We start from the raw sequence: 25,314 nt of genomic DNA, 5'->3' as shown, positions 1-25,314 counted from the left end.
TTCAAAAATCAATTTATAGTGTAGCATTAATAGATTAAAACTATCTTAAATTTCAATTAATAGCCGAATCAAGTTTAACTGAAATCATCTTAGAAACCCCAGCATCAGCCATTGTAACACCATACATTGAACCTGCTGCCGCCATAGTTCCACGACGGTGTGTTACAACAATAAATTGATTACTATTATCAAAGTGATTCATGTAATCACCAAAACGTTTAACATTGGCTTCATCAAGTGCCGCTTCAACCTCATCAAGAACCACGAAAGGTACTGTTCGTACTCTTAAGATTGCAAAAATTAAAGCTAAAGCTGTCAGCGCTTTTTCTCCACCACTCATCAAATTTAAACTTGATAATTTTTTACCTGGCGGTTGTACTTTAATTTCAACCCCAGCTTCTAAAAGGTTGTCGCTTGTTAATTCTAAATCAGCAAGCCCACCAACAAACATTTGAGCAAAGGTCGTTTTGAAACTTTCACGAATCGCATCAAAACTTGTTTTAAACCGAATTTTAACTTCATCATTCATGTCATCGATTGTACTCAATAGAAGATTTTTAGCTTCTAATAAATCATCTTTTTGACTTGAAAGGAAAGTAAAGCGTTCATTGACTTCATCAAATTGAGCAATCGCATCCAAGTTAATTGGTCCTAATGCCTTGATTTGACGTTCTAGATTTTTGAGTTTTTGCTCAGCTTCCGCTAAATCATCCACTATTTTTGCAGTGGCTTGCGCCTCTTCAAAACTGATTTGATGTTCACTATTTAACGTTTCTTGAAGTGTCATCAATTGTCCTTCGATTTGTTCCAATTGCATTTCATAACGCGTTTTTTTCGTGTTAAGTTCTTGCGTTTGCTGGATAAAATCTTGATTGTGCTGTTCTAAATCTTCCATTTGAGCTGCTAAATCTTCACGTTCAAATTTTAAACTAACCATTCGGACATTAATTTGACTCAAGCGTTCTTCTACTTCTGTCAGTTGTTTTGAGAAATTATTTCTTTCTGTTTCATCAAATTGGACAGGGTTTAAAAGTGCTGTCAGTTGATTTTTTTCTTCTGTCAAGGCTGACAAGTCTGTCAGTAAACGTTTTTCATCTGCTTTGGTGAATTTCAATTCACTGACCACTTCTGATTGACGAAGTTGAGCCTGATTTAAAGCACTTGTTTTCTCTGATTGCAAGGCTTTATGCGCTTGACTATTCGTTTTAACTTCTTCAAGTTGCTTTTCAATTTCAGCTTTTCGCTCTGTAATTTTTGCAAGAACTTCTACTTTATGTTCATTTTCTTTAGTTAATTCAAGCAAATTACCTGTTGCTTCTTGATTTGCTGATAGATTAGTTAATTGTTCTAGCGCAACTTTTTGTTCTGTTAATTGTTCAATTTTCAAATTCAAAGATTGTTCAACAAAACGTTTTTCTTCCCCTTGAGTTTTCAAAAGTTCAATTTCTTTTAGCAATTCTTGACGAGCACTTTGGGCTTTTTGAACTTCTTTTTCTGAAATTTTTAACTGCTCTTCTGATAACTTAATTTGTTTTTCTAAATTACTTATTTCAACAGAAGTAAAAGTTGTTGAATTACGTTTCCCAGCTCCTCCTGCATAAGAACCACCAGGGTTAATCTGTGTTCCGTCAAGCGTAACAATCCGAACATTATAATTCATTGCTCGAGCGATAGCAGTTGCATTTTCTCCAGAATCAACAATCACCGTTGTTCCTAAAAGTGAGCTCATCGCCTTATGCAAACGACTTTCAAAGCTTACAAGATTGATTGCTAAATCAACAAATCCTGTCATATTTTGAATACGATTTAAACCATTAAAGTCCCGTCCTTTAATCGTTGTCAACGGTAGAAAAGTCGCCCGTCCTAATCTTTTTTCACGTAGAAAAGCAATTGCTCTTTTAGCCGCATTTTCGTCTTCTGTGACTACATTTTGGCTCCCGCCACCTAGAGCAATATCAATGGCTGTTGTATATTTAGGGTCGAAGGTCAATAAATCAGAAACAACCCCAATCACACCACCGATTTGTGAAGCATTTTGCATCACGGCACGGACACCAGCAAATAAATTACTGTGACTCTCACGGATGTTTTGCAAGGAAGTCAAACGGGCCTTATGTTGGTTAAGTTCTTGCAGATAATCATACATTTTATTTTGGGCTAAACGTTCTAATTCTGCCTGTTTTTTCTCTGCTTGATTTCCTTCTTCAAATTTCGCTAAAAGGGTCTCGATTTCTTTTTTAACAGTATTTAAATTTTCCTGTGCTTCAGATAAATCTTGACTGATTTTTTCAAATTTAGTCAAATTTTCTCTGACAGACTCATCCTGTTCAGATTGTCTACGGCTCAAATCTGTAATTTCAGCTTTATTTCTAACGATTTCATTTGAGATTTGGGCTTCTTCTTCAACTAATTGAACAAATTCATCACGTAACCGTTCCATGACCACTTCTGGTGATTCAGATAAGGTCGCTAAATCTGCTGACAGCTCTGTCAGTAATTTATCTAAGTCATTTTTTTCTGTCAGTAAAAGTTCTGATTTTTTTTGAACTTCTGCCAAATTTTGTTGAGTGATTTCTAAACGACTTTTTAAGTTTTCTAAACGTTCTTCGCGTTCCGCAGCTGATTTTTCTGATGAATCTTTTTGAACATCAAATAATTCGATTTTTCTTGTTAAATCTGATTTTAGATTAGAAAAATTAAGTTGGTCAGCTTGCAATTTTTCTTGCTCGGCTTCTACTTTTTGGCGTTCTGTACGTAATTGACTGACTTGCTCATCGTAAACTTTTTTACGAGTTGATAAACTCGCTAATTCCTGTGCCACTTGCGCCAAATCAAGTTCTGTTTGATCATATTTGGCTTTTTTAGATTCCAACTGACCAACCAGTACAGAAAGTGACAAGTCTGAACGTTCTGCTTCTAGTTCTTGAAAACGGAGTGCAGTATCTCTTTGTGATTGTAAGGGAACGAGCTGACTATTTAATTCAAAAATGATATCTTCTAAACGGTTAAGATTATCTTGGGTTGAATTTAATTTTGATTCAGTTTCATTTCGTCGATTTTTGTATTTTAAAACACCTGCCGCTTCTTCAAAAATGGCACGTCTTTCTTCCGGTTTAGAATTAAAAACAGATTCAATTCGTCCTTGGGAAATAATCGATAAAGAGTCACGACCAAGCCCAGTATCTGTGAATAAATCATGAATATCACGCAAACGACATTTACGACCATTCATCAAAAATTCGGAATCACCATTTCGATATAAACGTCGGGTAATAACAACTTCTTCATTCTCATCTTGTCCTTGCAGGTAATGATCAGAGTTGTCAAAATGAGCAATAACCTCAGCATAATTAAGAGCACGTCTTTTTTCAGTTCCAGCAAAAATAACATCGGGCATTTTTCCACCACGAAGTGCTTTAGCCGATTGCTCGCCCAAAACCCAGCGCAATGCTTCAACAATATTTGATTTCCCAGAACCATTTGGACCGACAACTGCGGTTATCCCTTTATCAAATTCAACTTTAGTCTTATCGGCAAAAGATTTGAAGCCGACAATTTCCATTTTTTTAAGATACATGGTTTTGCCCTTTTATTGCATTTTCTGCTGCTTTTTGTTCTGCAACTTTTTTAGATTTTCCAAGCCCTCGTCCGAGTTCTTTCCCATTGTTAAAAACCGCGGCCACAAAGGAACGGTCATGAGCTGGCCCTTCTTCTTTCAGAATCTTGTAGCTAATCGTTGTTTCTCCACCAATTTGTAACACTTCTTGAAGTTCTGTTTTATAGTCAATCACTTTAACATAGTCATCATTTTTAACGTGAGGAATGACTACATGTTGGATAAATTTACGAACTTCATCCATTCCTTGGTCAATAAAAAGTGCACCTAAAAAAGCCTCAAAAAGGTTCTCTAGTGTTGTTTCGCGGTCACGACCGCCCATTTTTTCTTCACCATGACCTAATCGCAAGAACTCACCAAAACCGCATGAGCGTGAAAAATTAGCAAGTGATTCTGTCCGAACAATGCTTGAGCGCATTTTGGAAAGTTCTCCCTCTAATTTCTCAGGATAAGTCCGATAAAGATAATCAGAAATAACCAAAGATAGGGCAACGTCTCCCAAAAATTCCAAACGTTCATTGTTTGCAATCTTTGGGAGCCGTTCTTCATTTGTAAATGAAGAGTGTGTAAAAGCTGTTTTTAATAAATCTTCATCATTGAAGACTAATCCGTAATCATTTTTTAATTTTTTTTGAAGCTTGAGCATAAAAATCTCCTTCACTTAAAACTTCTCTTAATTTTTAGTTTTATCCCTTATTATACCAAAAAAAACCTTTTTTGTATGCCTTTCCCTGTGGAACGGGACTTTTGCGCCATAAAAAAGAGAAAAAACATTAAATCTGGGCTATTCCCCCTTAATTAACGTTTTTTCTTTTTTTTATATTTTAGGAATAAATAAATTCCCTAAAGTAGCCGCCATGACTGCTTTTATGGTATGCATTCGATTTTCAGCTTGCTCAAAAACGACCGAATTCTTTGAATTAAAAACTTCGTCAGTAACCTCTAATTCATTAAGGTTATAATTTTCCTTAATTTCTTTCATCACTTCCGTGTTTAAATCATGAAAGCTGGGTAAACAATGCATAAAAATAAAGTTTTTATTAATAATTTTTTCAACAACTTTTTGATTAATTTGATAGGATTTCAATAATTTAATTCGCTTGGCTGTTTGAGCTTCCTCACCCATACTGACCCAGACATCAGTATAAACAATATCAGCATTTTCAAGTCCATTTAAATCTGTTCGGATACTTATTTTACTGCGACTTTTCATGGCATATTTACGTGCCAGTTTTTGTATTTCTAAAGCGGGTTGCAAGGACTCGGGCGAAATAATTGTGATATTTACGCCTAAAATTGCTCCAGTCACCAATAGAGAATTTGCCACATTATTTCGTCCATCGCCAACATAAGCGAGGGTTAAATCTTGTAAATGGCCAAAATGCTCCTTGATTGTCATAAAATCTGCCAGCATCTGTGTCGGATGCCAATCATCAGTCAATCCATTCCAAACGGGTCTACCTGAATCTTTGGCGAGAATTTCCACATCACTTTGCTTAAACCCACGAAACTCAATGCCATCAAACATTGAACCCAAAACTTTCGCCGTATCTGAAATAGATTCTTTTTTGCCCAACTGAATATCATTTGGCCCTAAAAATTCAGGATGCGCTCCCAAATCTACAGCGGCCGTTGTAAAAGCTGCTCTTGTTCTTGTGGAGGTTTTTTCAAAAATAAGGGCAATATTTTTATCTAATAAATATTTATGTTGAATATGTTCTTTTTTTAACTTTTTAAGATGAATTGCAAAATCAATCAGATATAACAATTCATCTTTACTAAAATCTATTTCTTTTAAAAAACTTCTTCCTTGAAACATTCTCTCTCCTCTTATTTGCTTAAATTATCAATGATTTATCATTGTCCCTTGCCCTTTGTCAGTAAATAATTCCAATAACAAGGCGTGAGGAACACGACCGTCTAATAAAACAGCCTGACCCAATCCTTCAAACATGGCATATTTAATGGCTTCAATCTTTGGAATCATTCCGTCAGTAATTTTTTTCTCTTTGACTAACTTTTCTAGATTGGTCAGATTGATTTCATCAATAAATGACTCCTCGTCAGGAAAATTGCCATATAAGCCACGAACATCGCTTAATAAAATAAATTGTTCAGCACTCAATGCACCGGCAATTCGACTGGCTGCGGTATCAGCATTAACATTATAAATTTCACCATCAAGACCAATGCCGGCCGAAGCAATGACGGGAACAGCATCCGTTTGATTGATACGCTCAATGATTTCCGGATGAATCGCTGTAATTTCTCCAACATAGCCTAAATCTTCAGAAATAGGTTTGGCTTCTATCAATTTACCATCAATTCCTGAAACGCCAATCGCATTGCCACCTAACCGAATGATATCTTGAACCAAACTTTTATTTACTTTTCCAGCTAAAGCTGTCAGTGCTAATTGAGCAGTTTTCTTATCTGTCACGCGCAAACCTTGAACAAATTGGCTTTTTTGCTCATATTTTTCAAGTAATTCTCCAATCGCAGGTCCGCCGCCATGAACCAAAACTACTTTAATTCCCACCGTTTTAAGTAATAAAATATCTTTTAGAATACTTTCTTTCACTTTTTCATCAATCATCGCATTGCCACCATATTTAATGACAACCGTTTGGTCACGATATTTCAGAAAATATTTGAGACTTTCGGTCAAAGTCTGAGCTGTGTTTTGTGAATCTCTCATAAAATTTTCTCCAATAGCTCTGCTCCTTTTTGCAGTTCTTCTTTCGTCATGACAAGCGGTGGGAGTAATCGAATGACATCATGACCAGCTGACAAAGCTAAGAGACCATTTTCACGCAGTAAAGCAAGAACTTTTGGAACTTTTTTCTCGTCAGTTAATTGAATTCCAATCATCAATCCCAAACCTCTGATGGACTTAACCGTCGCTTTTACTGACAGCTTTTCTGTCAGTAATTTTAAGAAAAAAATACCTTTGTCAGTCACTTTTTCTAAAAAGTCACTGTCAATTTCCTTTAAAACTTCATTAGCCGAAGCCATAGCTAAAGGATTCCCACCAAATGTTGAGCCATGCTTTCCTGCTGAAAAATAACTGGCATATTTATTCTTAGCGAGCATCGCACCTGTAGGGATCCCATTTGCCAATGCTTTTGCCAAAGTAAAAATATCCGGCTCAAAATCAAAATGTTCAAAAGCAAATAATTTTCCAGTTCGACCAATTCCAGTTTGAACTTCATCAATAATCAGTAAAATTCCTTTTTGCTGACAAGTTTTTAGAGCTTCAACAAAATCTGGAGAAATTGGTAAAACGCCACCCTCACCCTGAATAATTTCAAAAATAATCGCACCAATTTTTTCTTTTTCAAGGATTTGCTCAAGTGCTACCACATCATTAAAAGGACTAGCCACAAAATTTGGTAATAAAGGCGAAAATCCTGCTTGGATTTTTTCTTGCATGGTTGCACTCATAGCACCAAAAGTACGACCATGAAAGCCATCTGTAAACGCCAAAATTTTCTGATCTTTTTTGATGAGATGAGTTAATTTTAAAGCTGCTTCATTAGCTTCAGTCCCAGAATTACAAAAAAAAGCTTTATAAGAATGATTTTGACTTAACTTTTCAGCCACATCTTCTTGCAAAGGATTTTGATAAAGATTTGAAAGATGAGACAGGCTGTCTAATTGAGCTTTCACCGCCACTTTTTCTTTTTCAAAACTATATCCTAAATTCATGACCCCAATCCCACTTGTGAAATCTAAATACTTATTTCCCCTGTCATCAAATAAATATTGATTTTCTCCTTTGATTAAGCTAAACGGTAGGCGACCATAATTTTCAAATAAATTTGTCATTTTTTCTCCTTCTTAACTTGTATATAAAGCATTAATTTCGACATATTTATAAGTCAAATCACAGCCCCAAGCCTGACCCAAGCCACTTCCAGCATTCAAGTCAGCAATAATTTCAATTTTATCTTCTTTTAATTTCTCAGAAAGAAAAGCTGCATCAAAGTCAACTGGTGTTGAATGATAAAGCACAAGTTCATCTTGAAGTTTTAATTCAATATCAGAAACTTCAAAATCAGCCACCTGACCAATTGACGAAATAATCCGCCCCCAGTTAGGGTCTGCACCAAAAATTGCCGTTTTAACTAAACTTGAACCCACAATTTTTTTGGCAATAAATCGTGCTGCTAAATCATTTGGCGCTCCTTTGACGGTCACTTCAATCAGTTTTGTTGCACCTTCGCCATCTGCGGCGATTTGTTTGGCTAAGGACTGACAAACCTTTGCTAGCATTTCTTTAAACAAAAGATAGTCTGAACTTCCTTCTAAAATTTCATTATTTTTGGCTTGGCCATTTGCCATCAACAAAACAGTATCGTTCGTTGAAGTGTCTCCATCCACTGTAATCTGATTAAATGTCGTTTCAATAATTTCTGATAATGTTTTTTGTAGTAAAGCTTGAGCGATTTTTGCATCCGTCGTAATAAAAGCAAGCATGGTTGCCATATTTGGATGAATCATCCCCGATCCCTTACAAACCCCGGCCATATTCACGATTTGACCCCCAATTTCAGCTTCAAAGTTAATTGTTTTAGTTTGGGTATCTGTTGTTAAAATGGCTTTGGCAAAATATGCTGCTGTCCCTTCATTTTGGGATAACTTTGAAATTCCTGTGGCAATTTTTTCCATCGGAAGCTGTACTCCAATGACCCCTGTTGAGCAAACCGCCACTTCCTCAGCTTTGAGTTCAAATTTTTCAGCAAGCAATTTTTGTGTTTTCAAAGCATTTGCATAACCCTGCTCGCCTGTTACTGCATTGGCAACCGCCGAATTACAAATAATGGCCCGTGCTTGTCCTTTTTTGACAATTTGACGGTCAATCAATACTGGCGCTGCACAAACTTTATTGGTTGTAAAAACGCCAGCAATCGCAGCTGGAACTTGACTTAGTATTAACCCTAAATCTAAGTTTTTATATTTTAATTGTGCATGAACAGCATCTGCCAAAAATCCCTTTGGACTTGCAATTGTCCCTTTTATTTCTTTCATTTCTTCCTCTTCTAAAGACTTGGCATAAATTTCAAGCCTAAACTTTCATCGTAGCCAAATAACTGATTAAAATTTTGTACTGCTTGTCCGGCAGCACCTTTCATAAGATTGTCAATCACCGAAACAACTGACAAAACATTTGTCACTGGATTATAAGCTAATCCAATATCGCAAAAATTGGTCCCAATCACATCTGAGAGTTGGGGCATTTGTCGTCGAATTCTGACAAAGTTTTTTGTCGCATAGACCTGTTCATAAGCATTTTTTATCGTTTCAAAATCAAAATCAGCCGCAACTTTTGCATAGCTACTAACAAAAATCCCCCGACTCACAGGTATTAAAGAAGTTGAAAATTGCAAGGCTTGAAAATTTGAATTCCAAATCTTCAATTGTTGAGCAATTTCTGGAATATGTTGATGACTATTGATTTTATACATGGACATATTATCGACAACATTCACAAAATGGCTCGCGTCAGACAAACCTTTTCCAGCTCCCGAAAGTCCTGACTTGGCATCCACAATGATTGAGTCTAAATCAATCATCTCATTTTTAACTAACGGATAAAGTGCAAGTAGTGTGGCTGTTGCATAGCAACCTGGATTCGCGATATAGTTTGCTTTTGCTTGACCAATGTCTGCCAGATTATATTGAGCACTTAATAAATATTCATTTTTTAAATCTGTATTTTTATACCATTTATTGTATATTTCTAAATCAGCTAATCGAAAATCTCCTGATAAATCAATGACAGGAAAATTATTATCAATAAAAGTTAAAGCTAATTTTTGACTAACACCCGCTGAGGTTGCAAAGAAAACTGCATCACATTCTGCCATAATTTCTTCTTCATCAAATTCACTGATAACCAAGTCAGTCAAACCTTCAAGCTGCGGAAAGTGTTCTGATAATTTTTCACCATAATGACTTGTTGCATATATTTTTGTTACTTCTACTTCTGGATGATAATAGAAAATTCGGAACAGTTCTAAGCCGCTATAACCTCTAATTCCGACAATTGCTACTTTTTTCATATTTACACACTTTCTATGTATTTTTATACACTATACTACTCTATTTTTTATTTGTCAAGAATTTTATGTATTATTATACTTTTTTAAACAAAAAAAAGAAAAAGAAATTAATTTCTTTCTCTTTGATAATTCATTAATTTTTAGTTTTCATAAATTCCGATATGCTCATGTTGATGGCTACCATCCCCAATCATATTAAGCACAGCCTCGGCATAATCAGCATATGAAATTCGACTTTTACCCGCTTTATTATGTTCTAAAACATCGCCGGTAATTGTATAATTATTTGTTTGTGCTCCCTCTGGGTCAAAAAATTCTGCAGGAGAGAAGAAGGTCACATTAAGTTTTGAAGCTTCATAAATCAAGCTTGCTTTTGCCATTTCTAAAAGAGTTGGATAGTAAGGTAAACCTGTTGATGTCACATCAAGCAAGCGTTTTTCGTGACTTTCATCAAGATAGAGAGAACTTGCTCCTCCAACAACAATTAAACGGCTATCTATATTTTCAAGAAGTTTTATCATCACATGGGCTACTTTTGAATAATCTTCCTCATGACCTGCCGGTGCCCGATGCGCTAAAACGATTGCATCGAATCCTGCTAAATCTTCAGAAGTTAATTCAAAAATATCTTTTTCAAGAATAGTAGTCACTTCAACTTTTAATCGTGCTTTATTTCTAACAATGGCAGTCACTTCATGACCGCGCCCAAATGCTTTCTGAGCGATTAAACTTCCTGCCTTACCAGAAGCAGCAATTACAGCGATTTTTTTCATAAAAAGCTCTCCAATCTCTTATTTATTTTAATTATAACAAATTAAGTAATTCTGACTTCTAAAAATGGTTCAAAAAAAACAGCCTGAGCTGCTTTTCATTTATTTAACGACTCAAATCAACTCTTTTACCTAATTTATCCATGACAAATGCCCCGATAAATAAGCTGGCAAATTCACCAAGAGCCAAAGTCCCCCAGGTCAGCAAAAAGGGTGTTCCAGCGACAAATTTTAATTCAAGAGCAATGGTGAACATACTTATCGAAAAGAAAATTGCAAAAAAGAAAAATGCTTTATTTAACTGACCATTCCAAAAATAATCTTTTTTAAAGCGGTCAAACAAAAGGACACCAAGACTTAAGAATACTAAAGTTGACAAACCACCGACAATCACATCTACCCAAGTGAAAGATAAAAAGTTTGAAATCATACAACCAATTGTCACCGCAATAATATATTTTTTATTGAAGAAGGCTGTAAAATTCAACATTTCTGACACTCGAAATTGAATAGGTCCGTAAGAAATTGCGCTCAAACCCGGTGTCATCGTTAGAATAACATACAGGGCCGCAACAATTGCGATTGTAACAATATCATAAGTTTTTGATTTTTTCAAAAGGTTCTCCTTTGGCGACAAAATTCGCCTATAATATGCTTGAGCAAAGGGATGAAGGCTCAAGGGTTAACTCACTATTGAGCAACGTTTTTATTTTAGCAGATTTTTTGCGAAATGAAAAGGATTGACAAATATTTGCTTTCATCTAATTATTATTTGGGCATTATTTTCGCTAACGAAGGAATCATTCTTTGTACTCGATAGAAATTCTAACAGGAGCATCAAAATATCCTGCCAACAAAAAGGCAAAAAAATTACTGACAGAAATTTTTTCACAGAAAACAAGCAATTGAACAACTTGTCAGTAAAATCAACAAGTCTGTCAGTACTTTTGTAGTTAATACAGACTTTCCCACAATAAATAAAAGACTTACCAACATGCTGATAAGTCTTTCAATATCTTTTATTTGATTGTCCAGCCACCATCAATCGGGACAATTGCTCCTGACATATAAGAGGCTTGTGGACTTGCTAAAAAGAGGGTCAAATCAGCCACTTCGCGAGGACTAGCCCATCGTTTAGCTGGTGTCTCATCGGCTACCCATTGGGCCATCTGACCATTATTTTCAGTAAAATCAGCCGCATTCATCGGTGTATTGATGGCACCTGGAGCGATGGCTGCTACTTGAATCCCGTGTTGTGCTTCATCCAAAGCTAACTGTTTTGTCAACCCAACAATGGCATGTTTACTGGCCGTATAAGCGACGCCACCTCCACCGGCAACCAAGCCAGCAACCGAAGCCATATTGATTATTACTCCTGATTTTTGAACTTTCATTTTTGGCAAAAATGCTGAAATCATCAAATACATTGAATTGAGATTTGTTGATAAAATACTTTGCCATTCTGCAAAGTCAGTTTCTTCCAAAGTTTTATAAGCATCCAAAACACCCGCTGTATTGAGTAAAACATCAATACTTCCCACTTCGTCAGCTAATTTTTCAACTGATTGAGCATCGGAAACATCAAGAATTTTTACTGACAGATTTTTTGAATTAATGACAGATTCGTCAGTAAATTCTTGTAAGTCCACAGCAACAACCTCTGCGCCTTCGGCTAAAAATACTTTTGTTTGAGCCAAGCCAATACCACTGGCAGCTCCTGTAATTAGCACTTTTTTCCCAGAAAATTTCATTTTGTAGCCTATCTATCTATTCAATCAAGGACCAATCATCGGCCAAAACGTCGCAAGGCGTTGGGGCCCACATTGAAAAACCTTCACCCTCTCCTGAGACATTAATCAAGAAATAAGGGGTAACTTCCAACTTCTCACCAGATTCTAAAACAATCGAATCATAGAGTTTAACATAATTTTCGGCACCAGACCAGCCTTGTGTTCTGACTACTTTTTTCCCAGCTTTAAGTAAAGCTAGCGCTTCTTCAAAAGTCATTTTTTCCTCCATATTGTTTAAAACATACTGAATTTATTATAACAAAGTTCGAGAGGTTTTTGATAAATGAAAACCAGTTTTAATTATCCGATAGATTCAACTAATAAATAGTCCTCAAAAATTATACTCTATTTGTCCCCTTAAAATTTTGTGCTATAGTAAGTTCAACAAAGTGCAACATGCGAAAAAAAACGGTCTGCGCTAACAGACCGCGTGTTCAAACTTGGTTATGGTGGGACTAATCGCTAATTGCGATTAGTTTTTTTAATTTCAAGCTAGAGCCTGACTAGATTAATTACGAAGTTCAAAACTTCGATAATCATCCCAAGTACCGCTAGCATGAAATCCTCTCCATAACCAAGGAAATACCTTGACTTCATAGGCATCTCTTCCATCTAGAATTTGTCAGGGCGCATGAAACCAAGTGAACACTAAGAGATTTCTCTCCTGATATACTTTACGTAAAAAAACGTGAAAGATAACAAATCTTTCACATTTTTTATTGTCTAATTAATTTTACCCAATCAATGAACCAGCAGGAACATCATCATCAACGGTCAAGACACGCAATTTTCCATCAAATTCGGCTGACAAAATCATTCCTTGTGAAACGTATTTTTTCATCATTTTGCGTGGTTTCAAATTGGCTACGATTTGCAATTTTTTACCTACTAATTCTTGTTCATTTGGATAAAATTGTGCAATTCCTGACAAGATTTGACGTGGTTCAGAATCACCAGCATCCAATTTAAATTTCAACAATTTATCAGAACCTTCAACAGGTTCTACTTCAAGCACTTCGGCAACTTTTAGTTCAATTTTTTCAAAATCATCAAATTTAATTTGTGGTAAAGTTAAATTCAATTCAACTTCTTCAGGGACCCACTCTTTTTCTGGCAATACGCCGCCAGCCATTTGTAATTTAATATAAGCAACCTCTTCTTCCACATCAAGACGTGGGAAAATAGGTTGACCTTTTGCTACTACAGGATGAGTAAATGAATAGCCAAAAGAAAGATTTTCAAGTGAAAATGATCTTTCATCCATTCCCAATTGCTCAAAGATTTTACCTGATGTTGCACGCATAAATGGTTGTAAAAGTGCACCTGCAATCCGTAAATTTTCTGCCAAATGATACAAAACATTATTCAATTTTGCTTTGTCGTCTTCTGATTTTGCAAGGACCCAAGGTGCTGTTTCATCAATATATTTATTTGTTCTTGAAATCAATGTCCAAATATCAGCCAAAGCCACGTTGAATTCAAATTTATCCATTGCTTTATGGAAATGACTGATTGTTTCTTCAACCACTTCTTCCAAACTTGCATCAAATTCAGTCGAAACTCCAGTTGCTTCGATTTTTCCGTCATTATATTTGTTAATCATTGAAACGGTACGATTCAACAAATTCCCTAAATCATTGGCCAAATCAAAATTAATACGTCCAACAAAGTCTTCTGGAGTGAAAATTCCATCTTGTCCAAAAGAAATCGCACGCATCAAATAATAACGAACCGCATCAAGGCCATAACGTTCAATTAACATCTCAGGATAAACAACATTTCCTTTTGATTTAGACATTTTTCCGTCTTTCATCAAGAGCCATCCATGAGCGAAAACTTGTTTTGGTGGTTCAATTCCTAATGCTTTACAGAAAATTGGCCAATAAATCGTGTGGAAACGAACAATTTCTTTTCCGACCATATTTACCCCAGGCCAGAATTTTTTATAAAGTGAGTCGTCATCACCATAAAATCCAAGAGCTGTCACGTAGTTAAAGAGTGCATCCAACCAAACATAAACCACATGTTTTGGATTTGATTTTACTGGAATACCCCAAGTGAATGTTGTCCGAGAAACTGCCAAATCTTCCAATCCTGGTTTGATGAAATTATTAATCATTTCATTTTTACGAATTGCCGGCTCAATAAATGTAGGGTTAGCTTCATAAAACTCAAGAAGCCAATCTGCATATTTGCCCATACGGAAGAAATAAGATTCTTCTTCAACCCATTCTACTTCATGACCTGAGGGAGCAATCCCACCAGTCACATTGCCCGCTTCATCTTTAAAAACTTCTTCCAATTGTGTTTCAGTGAAAAATTCTTCATCAGAAACAGAATACCAACCCGCATATTTACCCAAGTAAATATCATCTTGTTCAAGTAATTTTTCAAAGATTTTTTGAACGGCTTCTTCATGATAAGTGTCTGTAGTACGGATAAATTTATCATAAGAAATATCCAATTTTTTCCATAATTCTTGAACATCAGCCGCCATTGGGTCCAAGTATTCTTTAGGAGTCATTCCCAATTCTTCGGCTTTTCGTTGAATTTTCATTCCGTGTTCATCAAGCCCTGTTAAATAAAAAGTATCAAAGCCCATCAAACGTTTGTAACGAGCAAGCACGTCACAAGCAATAGTTGTGTAAGAACTACCAAGATGCAACTTACCTGATGGATAATAAATTGGGGTTGTAATGTAAAAAGTTTTGTTTTCTGTCATATTTTCCTCTTTCCGAGCAAATGAGGCTCGATATTTGAGAAGATTCTCATCTAAATATTATACCAAAAAACCTCTAAAATCGCATTGTCTGATTAAGTTTGTTATAATTATCATAGAAAAGTTAAGAATTCCTTTAAGTCACAGCTCTTTGGAAATTCTTTTAAAAAAAAAGGAACGATTATGAACTATAAATTTATCTCATGGAATATTGACTCACTCAATGCTGCATTAACTGGAACCTCAGAACGTGCTGCCCTTTCTCTTGCTGTTGTTAAAAATCTTGCCCAAGCACAACCAGACGTTTTAGCCATTCAAGAAACCAAACTTCCTTCTACTGGACCTAAAAAAGCTCATTTAGAAGTTTTGGAAGAACTGTTTAAAGGTTATAAAATCGTCTGGCGTTCATCAGTAGAACCTGCTCGTAAAGGATATTCTGGAACAATGATTCTTTATAAAGAAACTCTACCAGAACCAGTCATCACTTTTCCTGAAATTGATGCTCCTGAACCTATGGATGCCGAAGGTCGAATCATCACCCTTGAATTTCCTGATTTCTTTGTCACTACAGTTTATACACCAAATGCGCAAGAAGGTCTGACACGACTTGATTTACGTGGAATTTGGGATGATAACTATCGTGACTATCTCACAAGCCTTGATGCTCAAAAACCTGTCTTTGCTTGCGGAGATTTCAATGCAGCATATACAGAAATCGACTTAGCCAATCCCCGTGGCAATCACAATTCAGCTGGATTTACTGACCAAGAACGTGAAAAATTTGGTCAACTTTTAGAGGCTGGATTTACTGATACATTTCGTCAACTCCATGGTCAAGTTGAGAAATTTTATGAAGAAGGACGCAGTATTTATACTTGGTTTGCCCAACGTGCCAAAACTTCAAAACTAAATAATTCAGGTTGGAGAATTGACTACTGGCTGGTTTCCAATCGTCTTGCACAAGCAGTTAAAGTTTCTGAACCCCTTGATTCTGGTGAACGTTTAGACCACGTCCCAATTCTCTTAGAATTTGAACTCTAAAATAAAAGAACCTTAAAGGTTCTTTTTTATTGTCATTAAAACAAATAGAGACTATAATTGAGTAAAAATAGTTGAGGAGAACATATTTATGGTTAATATAAATTTAGTTTTAGCAGAGCATCAGACCTTAGAAACTGAGCGCTTGATTCTTAGAAAATTACAACTTGAGGATGCCCCAGAAATGTTTAACTATGCTTCTAATCCTGAAGTTGCTCGTTTTACTAGCTTTGAACCACATGATTCTATAGAAACTACTAGAGCCACAATTGCCAAGTTTTTTCTGCCTAGCAGCCTCTATCATTGGGGGATTGTTGAAAAAACTTCAGGTCAGCTTATTGGTGAAATTTTTCTTAATCCTATCAATGAAAAAACAGTCGAACTGGGTTGGATTTTAAATCAAGACCATTGGGGAAAAGGGATTATGCCAGAAGCTGCTGAATGTCTTTTGGCGCTTTCTTTCGATAAATTAGAAGTTAAAGTTATTCAAGCTAAACATTTTACAGAAAATGCAAAGTCTGGACGGGTCATGGAGAAGTTAGGAATGAAACACTTAGGAAAGGTTTATTCTTACTTTCCTAAGTTTAAAAATCCTCTTCTTACAGATTATTGGGCAATTACTAAAGATGAGTATGAGTTACTTCATTGACTTACGAACGAAAGGATTTCTAATAAAAAGGTTTATTTTTTTAGATTTTTGTGGTAGTCTTAAAATATAAAAAAGATGACGAAAGGCTACTAAATGTCCCGTTCTGACGAAATCATTCGCATTGTGAGTGATTATAAAAAAATTGAAGTCAATCAACTTTCACAACTCCTTAATGTTTCAAACGTAACGATTCGAAAAGACCTTGATAAACTTGAAGAGAAAGGAATTATTAATCGCCAGCACGGTTTTGCTTTGATTAATAATACAGATGATATCAATTTTCGTTTAGCCAAAAACTATGATTTAAAGCGAAAAATTGCTGTCAAAGCTGCTGAAAATATTCTTGATGGGGATACAGTAATGATTGAATCTGGTTCGACTTGCGCTTTGCTTGCTGAAGAGTTAGCTTTTAATCGAAAAAATGTCACTATCATCACTAACTCTGTTTTTATTGCCAATTATATTCGTAAATCCGACTCGGTAAAGGTAATTTTATTAGGAGGAGAATATCAAAATAATTCACAGGTCAACGTTGGACCTCTGATAAAAAAGGTGGTTGATGAATTTTACGTTGATAAATTATTTATCGGTATTGATGGTTTTGACCCCGTCCGCGGTTTTAGAAGTAATGATCTCGCTCGTAGTGAAGCCATTCATGTCATGGCTGCTGCGGCTAAAGAGGTTGTCATTTTAACTGATGCTTCTAAATTCAACCAAAATGGAACTGTCACCTGTTTTTCATTCCCTGAAATTTCCCAAGTTTTTACTGACAAGTCAATCAACGCAGAAAGTCAAAAAATTCTCGATTTGAAAAAAATAAAGGTTACTACTATCTAATTAAAAATGGACATTGTCCATTTTTTTATTGACAGATTTTCTAAAATATGATATATTTTTTTCATAAGAAAGAATTATACTTTCGTTTGAAAGTTTTACTTTTTTTGGAATCTCCTAAGATTTAAATATTATTACATAAAAAAATGAGTCTAACCAACTCATTTTTTTATATTTTTTCGTAAGATGATTCTTTAAAACCAATCTGTTGAACTTGACCATTTTTCACTAGTAATGGACGTTTGATAAGCATTCCATTTGACGAAAGAAGTTCTGCCATTTCTTTTTCAGATAATGTTGCTAGCTTGTCTTTAAGATTTAAGTCGCGATAAACTAAACCACTTGTATTGAAAAACTTTTTGATGGGAAAATCTGCTTCTTTAAACCATTTCTCAAAGTTTTTTTGACTCGGTGGTGTTTCATTCAAATCAATCGCTTGATAATCTATTCCAAGTTCATCTAACTTTGCTTTAGCTTTTCTACAAGTTGAACACTTTGGATACCAATAAAAATCGTACATCTTATCCTCCTTATGCTTTAATTTTATTATAGCATATTAAAAAGGGATTTTTTGGTCCAATTTTCTATGAAAAATCTATTTTTTAATGATTAATTTTATAGCTTGTTCGAGTTTTTCTTCCTTGTCAGTCACTTCTTTGTCCAGTAAAAGTTCTTTGAGATTCTCAGCTACGATTAGACCAATCAGACTATCTAAGCTAGAGCGAACAGCGGTTAATTGAGTCACAACATCAATACATTCCTCTCCAGATTCCATCATCTTAAGTATTCCTGTGAGTTGTCCTGTCGCTCGTTTCAAGCGATTTTCCATTTTTTTGTCATATTTTTTCATCAGTCATCCTTTTCTTGTTTCGCTCCCTAATCAAGTAATTCTTTGGTAACTTTGCTGTATAATCCAAAGGCACCATCTAAATTTTTCACTTTGTAGCCCTCTTGTTTTAGAATACGTTCTGCATTGTAAGAGCGAAGTCCTGACTGGCAGCTAACAATATATTCAGTCTTTTTATCCAGTTCATTTAGCCGCTCACGTAAGTCATCAAGCGGAATATTTTGAGAATTTTTAAATTTCCCTTTTGACAACTCATTTGGATTTCTCACATCAAGTAAGACTTTCCCTTTTGCTAATTCAGCCGCAAGTTCATGCCACTGAATATTTTCTGATTGCCCCAAGAGAAGGTTTGTTGCGGCATAGCCAGCCATATTTACTGGATCTTTGGCTGAACCAAAAGGAGGGGCATAGGTCAATTCCAATTCTGGTAAATCAAAAACGGTTAGTTTTGCTTTGATAGCCGTAGATAAAATATCAATTCTTTTATCTACTCCTTCTTTACCAATTGCTTGCGCACCAAATATTTGTCCACTTTCTGGTTCAAAAATTAATTTCAAAACAATAGAAGTTGCATCTGGATAATAGCCCGCGTGATTATTTGCTGTGACATGAACAATTTTATGATTAATCTTTAAACCTCTAAGCTGAAACTCAGAAAGGCCTGTACTTGCCACTTGCAAATCAAAAACACGGACAATGGCCGTTCCAAGTGAACCGCGATTTTTAACTGGTAATCCACTAATGATATCAGCTACCTGACGCCCTTGACGATTAGCTGGAGAAGCCAATGAAATTAAAGCATCCTGCCCTAATTGATTTTTGACAACAATGGCATCGCCTACTGCATAAATATCCTTAACCGATGTTTCATAATGTTCGTCAACAAGAATTGCATTTCTTAGTCCTAATTTGATGCCCGCACTTTTAGCTAGACTCGTTTCTGGCTGAATTCCCACAGAAAGAATCGTTAAATCCGATTGCAGACTTTCACCATTATCTAGCAAAATTTCGTCATTTTTAAATTCGACAGCTCCTCTATTTGTCATTACTGAAAGATTATTTTTAATTAATTCTTCATTGACAAAAGCTGCCATTTCGCGATCAATGGTTGGTAAAACATGTGGTGCTTTTTCGACGATTGTGACACTTAACCCTCGTTTGGCAAGATTTTCAGCCATTTCTAAGCCGATAAAACCAGCACCAATAATTGTTGCACTTTTAGGAGCTTTGGCTTTCAAATAGGTCATTATTTTATCCACATCAGGAATATTTCGTAAGCTAAAAACATTTGTCGCTTGGTTCAAACCTTTGATTTGTGGAATTAAGGGTTTAGCCCCTGGTGAAAGAATCAATTTATCATAGCTTTCAACATAGCTTTCGCCGTTTGAAACTACAGTCACTTTCTTTCCTTCACTATCAATCGCAATAACTTCAGAATTTTCGCGCACCTCTAAGTTAAAACGGTTTTTTAGAGCTTTAGCAGATTGAACAATTAACTTTTCTCGCTCTGCAATTTCTCCCCCCACATAGTAAGGTAAGCCACAATTGGCAAACGAAACGTAAGGGCCTTTTTCAAAAACGATGATTTCTGCATTTTCGTTAAGACGTCGCAAACGGGTTGCAGCTGACATTCCACCCGCAACTCCTCCAACAATTAATATTTTTTCTGTCATTTTTTAATTTTTCCTCTCCAAGCTCGCATTCCTCCATTTACGTTTGTTACATCATAATTAGCTTTGTTTAATATTTTGTAGGCTTTTTTTGACCGCATTCCCGACTGACAAATTAATAAATACTTTTTGTTTTTGGCTAAAACATGTTCTCCCAATTTACTTAAAGGGATATTTCGAGCGCCTTTTATATGTCCATTTTGAAATTCATGAGCTTCTCTTACATCAATTAATTGTGTTCCTTTTTTTAATTCAGTACTTACTTCTGCTGGACTGATACTTTTTATTTTCTTAAAAAATTCAAACATCGTTCTTTCTCTAAAATCTGTCAGTAAATTCTAAGGGGCCATTCCAAGCAATGGTACCGCCTGAAATATTTATAGTATCAATTCCTTTTGCCGAAAGATACTGACAGGCCCTAGCTGAACGAGCACCTGACTGACAGATAAGATAAGTTCCGTCAGTAATTTCTGTATATCTTTCTTCTAGTTGACTCAATGGAATATTTTTGGCATTAGGAACATGACCGCTATTATACTCAAAATTTTCTCTTACATCTACAATTACTGGATTTTCACTTTCTGTCAGTAATTCTAATTCACTTATTTCAATTGTTTGCATTTTTCACCTCTTGATTATTTGATTTATAACAATTATATACCCCCGAGGGTATATAAGTCAAGTTTATTATTTCCAAATGAAAAAACCTAAGTTTTAAATAACTTAGGTTTTACTTAATTTTGAGAAATTCAATTATTTCTCGTTTTTATGTTTGACAGAGTCAACCGTATCATTAAATTTTTCTGCAACATCTTCAGCTAGGTCAGAAGCTTTGTCTTTAATATTTTCCAAGCCTTCTTTAGCTTTTCCCATAAGTCCTTCTGTTTTACCTTTAGCTTCTAGTTTTTCATCACCAGTTACTTTACCTGTGGTTTCTTTAACTTTTCCACTTACTTTATCTTTTGTTGCATCAAGTTTGTCATTTAAAGCCATTTTAAATCCTCCTAGTAATTGCGATTTTTTCTTTTATTATCATGAAAGTTTCATAATAATTTGTTAGAAAAACTAAATCAGTTAAATTTGTCAATCATTGACTGACAAAATCGAATCTACGATTTCCCCTCCTTTATTCTCTTCTTAATCTATTCTCATTCTAACATCCGTAGCAAAAAAAGTACAGAAAACTGCTCATAAGACTAAAAAAACTTGGAAAATTCCAAGTTTTAATAATCATAGAGTTCTGTTGAAAGATAGCGCTCACCATTGTCAGCACAAAGTGCGAGAACTTTTTTACCTTTACCAAGTTTTTTTGCCAATTCATAAGCTGCCCAAATTGCTGCGCCAGAAGATATACCTACTAAAAACCCTTCACTTTTGCCAATTTTTCGTGCGGTCTCTAAAGCCTCATCACTTGTCACATCAATCACTCCATCATAAGCCTCCGTATCTAAATTTGGTGACATAAATGGAATACCAATTCCTTGAATGCGGTGTGGACCGCTCTCACCTCCTGATAAAATTGGGGATTCTGCCGGTTCGACAACAAAAGTTTTGATTTTAGAATTTTGACTTTTGAGATAGTGAGAAACACCAGAAATTGTCCCCCCAGTTCCTGCACAAGCAATAAATGCGTCCAGTCCATTTTCACCAAATGCTTCAATTATTTCTGGACCAGTCGTTAATTCATGGGCTTTTAAATTAGCTGGATTTTCAAATTGCATTGGCATAAACCAACCATTTTCTTCAACTAATTTTTGACCTAAATCAATGGCAGCTTTGATGCCATCAGCTGCTGGAGTCAAAATCAATTCTGCTCCATAAGCTTGAATAAGCTGACGACGCTCTTTTGAATAACTATCAGGCATGATAATAACCACATTATAGCCTAAAGCTGCACCAGCCATGGCAAGTCCAATTCCTGTGTTCCCAGAGGTAGGTTCAACAATCGTTCCTCCCTTTTTTAAGCGACCATCTGCTTCGGCTTGCCGAATCATTTGTAAAGCAATCCGGTCTTTAACTGAACCTCCAGGATTAAAATATTCAAGTTTTAGATAAATTTCTGCTCCATTTTCTGGACCATTTTTTAGTTTGATAATTGGACTATTTCCAACTAATTCAGTAATATTTTCAACAATTTTTACCATAATTAATTCCTAAATTACTGACAGCTTTGTGTCAGTTCAAGTCAACCAAATGAGCGCTTGAGGCGGGAGATAGATGAATTGTATGCACTTCTGTCAGTAAATTACTTTCAATTTCTACTGTCTAATTTTTCTGTCAGTTCAACAGGACCAATGTGAGCTGTTAAAGTGAGGGAGAAAGGAGTCGTAAGCTTTGCTTACAAGTCTGTCAGTAAAATTATTTTTTTTCAAGTGCTTCTTTGATATCTGTCAGTAAATCTTCAATTGCTTCAACCCCTACTGATAGACGAATTAGGCCATCCTTAATCCCAATTTCTTCACGAAGTTCTTTTGGAATAGAAGCATGAGTCATCACTGCTGGCACTTCAATTAAAGATTCAACGCCACCTAGTGATTCAGCCAACGTAAAATAGCTCAAGTTTTCAACAAAATCTTTGACGGCATTTTCATCCGTTAATTCAAATGAAATCATCCCTCCAAAGGCAGACATTTGTTTTTTAGCAATTTCATGCCCCGGATGGCTATTAAGACCTGGATAATAAACTTTTGAGACGGCTTTAGAAGTTTCTAAAAACTCAGCAATTTTTTGAGCATTTGCCGAATGAGCCTCCATCCGAAGCGCAAGTGTTTTAATACCTCTTTGCACTAACCAGCTGTCTTGTGGTCCAAGAACCGCCCCAATTGAATTTTGTAAAAAGCCAATTTCGCTGGCGAGTTCTTTTGAATTGGTTGTAACTAGTCCTGCCACTACATCTGAATGTCCACCTAAATATTTCGTTGCGGAATGCAAAACAATATCAGCTCCTAAAGCAATTGGTTGTTGTAAATACGGTGTCGCAAAGGTATTATCCACCAGTGTTAAGGCATCATGAGCTTTAGCAATTGCTGAAATTTCCTTAATGTCCAAAACTTTTAATAAAGGATTTGAAGGAGTTTCAAAATAAATAGCTTTCGTTTCTTCTTTAAAAGCCGCTTTCAAGTCATCAAGATTACTCAAATCAACTAAATCATAAATAATCCCTGTCTTTGTCAGCACTTTATCCATCAAACGGAAAGTTCCACCATAAACATCATCAGCTAAAATGATATGATCTCCTGCAGAAAATAGCGAAAGAACCGCATGAATTCCAGCAAGTCCTGAACTAAATGCAAATCCTTGAACACCACCTTCTAAATCTGCAATTAATTCTTCCAAGGCATGACGCGTTGGATTTCCAGAACGTGAATATTCGTATTCTTTAGGTTGTCCAAGTCCGTTTTGTTTATAAGTTGACGTTTGATAAATCGGAACAGATACTGCTCCTGTTGTCTTGTCTGTTGAAATACCACCATGAATTACTTTCGTTTTTATACTTGTCATTGGCCCTTTTCTTTCTATTTTCTATCTAATATAAAGATATCACGAAAGTTTGCCCAGTGCTATAAGATTTTTTTATAGCAGAATTAACTTTTTTTATGTATAAAAAAACGAAGGACATCCTTCGTTTTTTAATATTTTCTAAATCTTTCGTAGCGTTGTTCTGCCAATTCTGTTTCTGTCAGTAATGACAATTCACCAAGTGATTCTGTCAGCTGTCTTTTCAGATTATCAATCAGATTTTCCTCAGAAATAATAGCATCAACAAGACCCATTTCCAAAAGATGTGGCGCTGTAATTTTCATCAATTCAGCCGCTTCATCACGACGTGAACCATCTTTCCAGAGAATCGTCGCAAAACCTTCTGGAGAAAGTACTGAATAAACAGCATTTTCTAAAATATATACTTTATTGGCAAGTGCAAGAGCTAATGCTCCTCCTGAACCACCTTCACCTGTGATGAAAGCAATAATTGGAACTTTAAGGTCAGACATTTCCAAAAGGTTTCTAGCAATTGCTTCACCTTGTCCACGTTCTTCTGCTTCAATTCCTGGATAAGCACCAGCTGTATTAATAAACGTAATGACTGGACGCCCAAACTTTTCAGCTTGCTTCATCAGTCTTAATGCTTTACGATAGCCATTCGGACTTGGTTGTCCAAAATTAGTAGCTAAATTTTCAGCAAGGTTACGTCCTTTTTGAATTCCAATAACGGTCACAGCTTGATTATTGAAGCGAGCAATTCCGCCGACAATCGCTTCATCATCTGTTAACTGACGGTCGCCGTGTAATTCAAAGAAATCAGTGAAAACTTTGTCAATAATATCTCTTGCCGAAATTCTGTCAGCCGCTCGTGCTTCATTAATAATGTCAGCAATATTTTTTTGTGAAACTTCACCTGTCAGTGAATCAATTGTTTCAGACATTTTCCACCTCCGTATGAAGTTCTAAAAGAAGTGCCAATTTTTGACGTAATTCAGTCCGCTTAACAATTGCATCAACAAAACCATGATTCAAAAGAAATTCAGCTTTTTGGAAATCATCAGGTAAAGTTTGACGGACGGTTTGTTCGATGACACGACGTCCAGCAAAACCAATTAAAGATTGGGGCTCAGCTAAAATAATATCTCCCAGGCTGGCAAATGAAGCTGTCACTCCTCCAGTTGTTGGGTCAGTTAAAACTGTAATATAAAAAAGTCCTGCATTTGAATGACGTTTCACAGCAGCCGAAGTTTTGGCCATTTGCATCAATGACATAATTCCTTCTTGCATTCTTGCACCACCTGATGCCGTAAAAACAATAATCGGCAATTTTTCGTCAGTTGCATATTCAAATAAGCGTGTCAATTTTTCACCAACAACAGTTCCCATTGAAGCCATGATAAAAGTCGAATCCATAATTGCCAAAGCCGTTTTTTGCCCTTTAATTGTGGCCGTCCCAGTCATAACTGCTTCATCAAGACCAGTCCGTGCTTTTGTTGCCGCCAATTTTTCAGGATAACCTGGAAAATCCAAGGGATTTTTGCTTTCAATTCCGGTGAACATTTCAACAAAAGAATCTTTGTCAGCAACAATTGCTAACCGTTCTTTGGCTGTAATTCGGAAATTGTAATCACAATTAGGACAAACTTTATTTTTTCCTAAATCTTTTTGATAAATCGTATGTTTACAAGCAGGACATTTGGCAAAAAGTTCATCAGGAACTTCTGGCTGCTCGGCTTGCTTTTCAATAATAGAACGATTTGGATTAATTTTAATGTATTTTTTCTTTTGGAAAAGAGCCATCTTTGCATCCTTTTCTCATTTTTTTATAAATTT

Annotated in this window: 24 protein-coding genes, 1 pseudogene and 1 riboswitch; of the genes and pseudogenes, 3 read left to right on the top strand and 22 right to left on the bottom strand. The window is 35.7% G+C overall.

Going from position 1 to position 25,314, the window contains the following annotated elements:
* Positions 1-52: 52 nt before the first annotated feature.
* The 12 genes and pseudogenes from smc to metG form a co-directional block, all read right to left on the bottom strand.
* Positions 53-3,577 (bottom strand): chromosome segregation protein SMC, encoded by a 3,525-nt coding sequence (gene smc, locus AB6B24_RS07910; RefSeq protein ID WP_311804172.1) that lies wholly within the window; start codon positions 3,575-3,577, stop codon positions 53-55.
* A complete protein-coding gene (gene rnc, locus AB6B24_RS07905) occupies positions 3,567-4,262 on the bottom strand; it encodes a ribonuclease III (protein WP_010905569.1) in 696 nt (231 codons plus the stop codon). The genes smc and rnc overlap by 11 nt, the downstream gene beginning before the upstream one ends.
* 171 nt (positions 4,263-4,433) lie before the next feature.
* A complete protein-coding gene (gene argF, locus AB6B24_RS07900; RefSeq protein ID WP_011835541.1) occupies positions 4,434-5,435 on the bottom strand; it encodes an ornithine carbamoyltransferase in 1,002 nt (333 codons plus the stop codon).
* Between the two features lie 27 nt (positions 5,436-5,462).
* On the bottom strand, positions 5,463-6,314 hold the full coding sequence (gene argB, locus AB6B24_RS07895) for an acetylglutamate kinase (RefSeq protein WP_011835542.1): 852 nt from the start codon (positions 6,312-6,314) through the stop codon (positions 5,463-5,465).
* A complete protein-coding gene (locus tag AB6B24_RS07890; RefSeq protein ID WP_311802405.1) occupies positions 6,311-7,444 on the bottom strand; it encodes an acetylornithine transaminase in 1,134 nt (377 codons plus the stop codon). The genes argB and AB6B24_RS07890 overlap by 4 nt, the downstream gene beginning before the upstream one ends.
* A gap of 12 nt (positions 7,445-7,456) precedes the next feature.
* A complete protein-coding gene (argJ, locus tag AB6B24_RS07885) occupies positions 7,457-8,647 on the bottom strand; it encodes a bifunctional glutamate N-acetyltransferase/amino-acid acetyltransferase ArgJ (protein WP_058206148.1) in 1,191 nt (396 codons plus the stop codon).
* A gap of 11 nt (positions 8,648-8,658) precedes the next feature.
* The gene (gene argC / locus AB6B24_RS07880; RefSeq protein WP_311802404.1) at positions 8,659-9,681 is read right to left on the bottom strand and encodes an N-acetyl-gamma-glutamyl-phosphate reductase; all 1,023 of its coding nucleotides are present in this window, start codon (positions 9,679-9,681) and stop codon (positions 8,659-8,661) included.
* A gap of 140 nt (positions 9,682-9,821) precedes the next feature.
* Positions 9,822-10,454, bottom strand: a complete 633-nt coding sequence (locus tag AB6B24_RS07875; RefSeq protein WP_369164441.1) for an NAD(P)-dependent oxidoreductase — start codon at positions 10,452-10,454, stop codon at positions 9,822-9,824.
* Positions 10,455-10,557: 103 nt separating this feature from the next.
* Positions 10,558-11,067, bottom strand: coding sequence for a QueT transporter family protein (locus tag AB6B24_RS07870; RefSeq protein WP_023188848.1), 510 nt, complete (start codon positions 11,065-11,067; stop codon positions 10,558-10,560).
* Positions 11,065-11,170: riboswitch (PreQ1 riboswitch) on the bottom strand. Its footprint overlaps the gene before it by 3 nt.
* A 300-nt stretch (positions 11,171-11,470) precedes the next feature.
* Positions 11,471-12,202 carry a 3-oxoacyl-ACP reductase gene (locus AB6B24_RS07865; RefSeq protein ID WP_311802402.1) on the bottom strand — a complete coding sequence of 244 codons (732 nt, stop codon included), beginning with the start codon at positions 12,200-12,202 and terminating at the stop codon, positions 11,471-11,473.
* Positions 12,203-12,218: 16 nt separating this feature from the next.
* Entirely contained in the window at positions 12,219-12,458 is a 240-nt protein-coding gene (locus AB6B24_RS07860; RefSeq protein WP_311802401.1) for a DUF2829 domain-containing protein, read from the bottom strand.
* Between the two features lie 516 nt (positions 12,459-12,974).
* Positions 12,975-14,972: pseudogene (gene metG / locus AB6B24_RS07855) on the bottom strand (methionine--tRNA ligase); the annotation flags it as partial.
* Positions 14,973-15,143: 171 nt separating this feature from the next.
* Between metG and AB6B24_RS07850 the strand changes: the two are divergent.
* The 3 genes from AB6B24_RS07850 (at position 15,144) to AB6B24_RS07840 (ending at position 17,484) form a co-directional block, all read left to right on the top strand.
* Positions 15,144-16,001 carry an exodeoxyribonuclease III gene (locus AB6B24_RS07850; protein ID WP_153241871.1) on the top strand — a complete coding sequence of 286 codons (858 nt, stop codon included), beginning with the start codon at positions 15,144-15,146 and terminating at the stop codon, positions 15,999-16,001.
* Between the two features lie 88 nt (positions 16,002-16,089).
* Positions 16,090-16,647 carry a GNAT family N-acetyltransferase gene (locus AB6B24_RS07845; RefSeq protein ID WP_153241870.1) on the top strand — a complete coding sequence of 186 codons (558 nt, stop codon included), beginning with the start codon at positions 16,090-16,092 and terminating at the stop codon, positions 16,645-16,647.
* Positions 16,648-16,740: 93 nt separating this feature from the next.
* The gene (locus AB6B24_RS07840) at positions 16,741-17,484 is read left to right on the top strand and encodes a DeoR/GlpR family DNA-binding transcription regulator (protein WP_058217627.1); all 744 of its coding nucleotides are present in this window, start codon (positions 16,741-16,743) and stop codon (positions 17,482-17,484) included.
* Between the two features lie 166 nt (positions 17,485-17,650).
* Here AB6B24_RS07840 and AB6B24_RS07835 read toward each other — a convergent pair whose 3' ends face one another.
* From AB6B24_RS07835 to accD, 10 genes are all read right to left on the bottom strand, one after another.
* Positions 17,651-18,001, bottom strand: coding sequence for an arsenate reductase family protein (locus AB6B24_RS07835; RefSeq protein ID WP_369164438.1), 351 nt, complete (start codon positions 17,999-18,001; stop codon positions 17,651-17,653).
* 75 nt (positions 18,002-18,076) lie between these two features.
* On the bottom strand, positions 18,077-18,331 hold the full coding sequence (locus tag AB6B24_RS07830; RefSeq protein WP_011835555.1) for a metal-sensitive transcriptional regulator: 255 nt from the start codon (positions 18,329-18,331) through the stop codon (positions 18,077-18,079).
* 26 nt (positions 18,332-18,357) lie between these two features.
* Positions 18,358-20,001, bottom strand: coding sequence for an FAD-dependent oxidoreductase (locus AB6B24_RS07825; protein WP_311802400.1), 1,644 nt, complete (start codon positions 19,999-20,001; stop codon positions 18,358-18,360).
* Complete coding sequence (locus AB6B24_RS07820) at positions 19,998-20,306, bottom strand: rhodanese-like domain-containing protein (protein ID WP_012897463.1); 309 nt, start codon at positions 20,304-20,306, stop codon at positions 19,998-20,000. The genes AB6B24_RS07825 and AB6B24_RS07820 overlap by 4 nt, the downstream gene beginning before the upstream one ends.
* 10 nt (positions 20,307-20,316) lie before the next feature.
* Complete coding sequence (locus AB6B24_RS07815) at positions 20,317-20,619, bottom strand: rhodanese-like domain-containing protein (protein ID WP_153241868.1); 303 nt, start codon at positions 20,617-20,619, stop codon at positions 20,317-20,319.
* 132 nt (positions 20,620-20,751) lie between these two features.
* Entirely contained in the window at positions 20,752-20,991 is a 240-nt protein-coding gene (locus AB6B24_RS07810; protein ID WP_003132523.1) for a CsbD family protein, read from the bottom strand.
* A gap of 230 nt (positions 20,992-21,221) precedes the next feature.
* On the bottom strand, positions 21,222-22,142 hold the full coding sequence (cysK, locus tag AB6B24_RS07805; RefSeq protein ID WP_311802399.1) for a cysteine synthase A: 921 nt from the start codon (positions 22,140-22,142) through the stop codon (positions 21,222-21,224).
* A gap of 214 nt (positions 22,143-22,356) precedes the next feature.
* Entirely contained in the window at positions 22,357-23,499 is a 1,143-nt protein-coding gene (locus AB6B24_RS07800; protein ID WP_010905558.1) for a cystathionine gamma-synthase, read from the bottom strand.
* Between the two features lie 128 nt (positions 23,500-23,627).
* A complete protein-coding gene (gene accA, locus AB6B24_RS07795) occupies positions 23,628-24,422 on the bottom strand; it encodes an acetyl-CoA carboxylase carboxyl transferase subunit alpha (protein WP_058219730.1) in 795 nt (264 codons plus the stop codon).
* On the bottom strand, positions 24,415-25,281 hold the full coding sequence (gene accD, locus AB6B24_RS07790; protein WP_153241865.1) for an acetyl-CoA carboxylase, carboxyltransferase subunit beta: 867 nt from the start codon (positions 25,279-25,281) through the stop codon (positions 24,415-24,417). The genes accA and accD overlap by 8 nt, the downstream gene beginning before the upstream one ends.
* Between the last annotated feature and the right edge of the window lie 33 nt (positions 25,282-25,314).

Origin of the sequence: Lactococcus sp. AK05, assembly GCF_041026685.1 — a bacterium.
GTDB classification, from domain to species: domain Bacteria; phylum Bacillota; class Bacilli; order Lactobacillales; family Streptococcaceae; genus Lactococcus; species Lactococcus lactis.
This window is presented reverse-complemented; position numbering and strand designations above follow the sequence as displayed.

Coding starts and splice junctions, on each gene's coding strand:
- AB6B24_RS07820 (WP_012897463.1), bottom strand. CDS start 20,306: ATGTTTGAATTTTTTAAGAAAATAAAAAGTATCAGTCCAGCAGAAGTA.
- AB6B24_RS07845 (WP_153241870.1), top strand. CDS start 16,090: ATGGTTAATATAAATTTAGTTTTAGCAGAGCATCAGACCTTAGAAACT.
- AB6B24_RS07865 (WP_311802402.1), bottom strand. CDS start 12,202: ATGAAATTTTCTGGGAAAAAAGTGCTAATTACAGGAGCTGCCAGTGGT.
- argF (WP_011835541.1), bottom strand. CDS start 5,435: ATGTTTCAAGGAAGAAGTTTTTTAAAAGAAATAGATTTTAGTAAAGAT.
- AB6B24_RS07875 (WP_369164441.1), bottom strand. CDS start 10,454: ATGAAAAAAATCGCTGTAATTGCTGCTTCTGGTAAGGCAGGAAGTTTA.
- AB6B24_RS07830 (WP_011835555.1), bottom strand. CDS start 18,331: ATGAAAAAATATGACAAAAAAATGGAAAATCGCTTGAAACGAGCGACA.
- argB (WP_011835542.1), bottom strand. CDS start 6,314: ATGAGAGATTCACAAAACACAGCTCAGACTTTGACCGAAAGTCTCAAA.
- AB6B24_RS07850 (WP_153241871.1), top strand. CDS start 15,144: ATGAACTATAAATTTATCTCATGGAATATTGACTCACTCAATGCTGCA.
- AB6B24_RS07810 (WP_003132523.1), bottom strand. CDS start 20,991: ATGGCTTTAAATGACAAACTTGATGCAACAAAAGATAAAGTAAGTGGA.
- argJ (WP_058206148.1), bottom strand. CDS start 8,647: ATGAAAGAAATAAAAGGGACAATTGCAAGTCCAAAGGGATTTTTGGCA.
- AB6B24_RS07800 (WP_010905558.1), bottom strand. CDS start 23,499: ATGACAAGTATAAAAACGAAAGTAATTCATGGTGGTATTTCAACAGAC.
- smc (WP_311804172.1), bottom strand. CDS start 3,577: ATGTATCTTAAAAAAATGGAAATTGTCGGCTTCAAATCTTTTGCCGAT.
- AB6B24_RS07840 (WP_058217627.1), top strand. CDS start 16,741: ATGTCCCGTTCTGACGAAATCATTCGCATTGTGAGTGATTATAAAAAA.
- rnc (WP_010905569.1), bottom strand. CDS start 4,262: ATGCTCAAGCTTCAAAAAAAATTAAAAAATGATTACGGATTAGTCTTC.
- AB6B24_RS07890 (WP_311802405.1), bottom strand. CDS start 7,444: ATGACAAATTTATTTGAAAATTATGGTCGCCTACCGTTTAGCTTAATC.
- accD (WP_153241865.1), bottom strand. CDS start 25,281: ATGGCTCTTTTCCAAAAGAAAAAATACATTAAAATTAATCCAAATCGT.
- accA (WP_058219730.1), bottom strand. CDS start 24,422: ATGTCTGAAACAATTGATTCACTGACAGGTGAAGTTTCACAAAAAAAT.
- cysK (WP_311802399.1), bottom strand. CDS start 22,142: ATGGTAAAAATTGTTGAAAATATTACTGAATTAGTTGGAAATAGTCCA.
- AB6B24_RS07835 (WP_369164438.1), bottom strand. CDS start 18,001: ATGTACGATTTTTATTGGTATCCAAAGTGTTCAACTTGTAGAAAAGCT.
- AB6B24_RS07825 (WP_311802400.1), bottom strand. CDS start 20,001: ATGACAGAAAAAATATTAATTGTTGGAGGAGTTGCGGGTGGAATGTCA.
- AB6B24_RS07860 (WP_311802401.1), bottom strand. CDS start 12,458: ATGACTTTTGAAGAAGCGCTAGCTTTACTTAAAGCTGGGAAAAAAGTA.
- AB6B24_RS07815 (WP_153241868.1), bottom strand. CDS start 20,619: ATGCAAACAATTGAAATAAGTGAATTAGAATTACTGACAGAAAGTGAA.
- argC (WP_311802404.1), bottom strand. CDS start 9,681: ATGAAAAAAGTAGCAATTGTCGGAATTAGAGGTTATAGCGGCTTAGAA.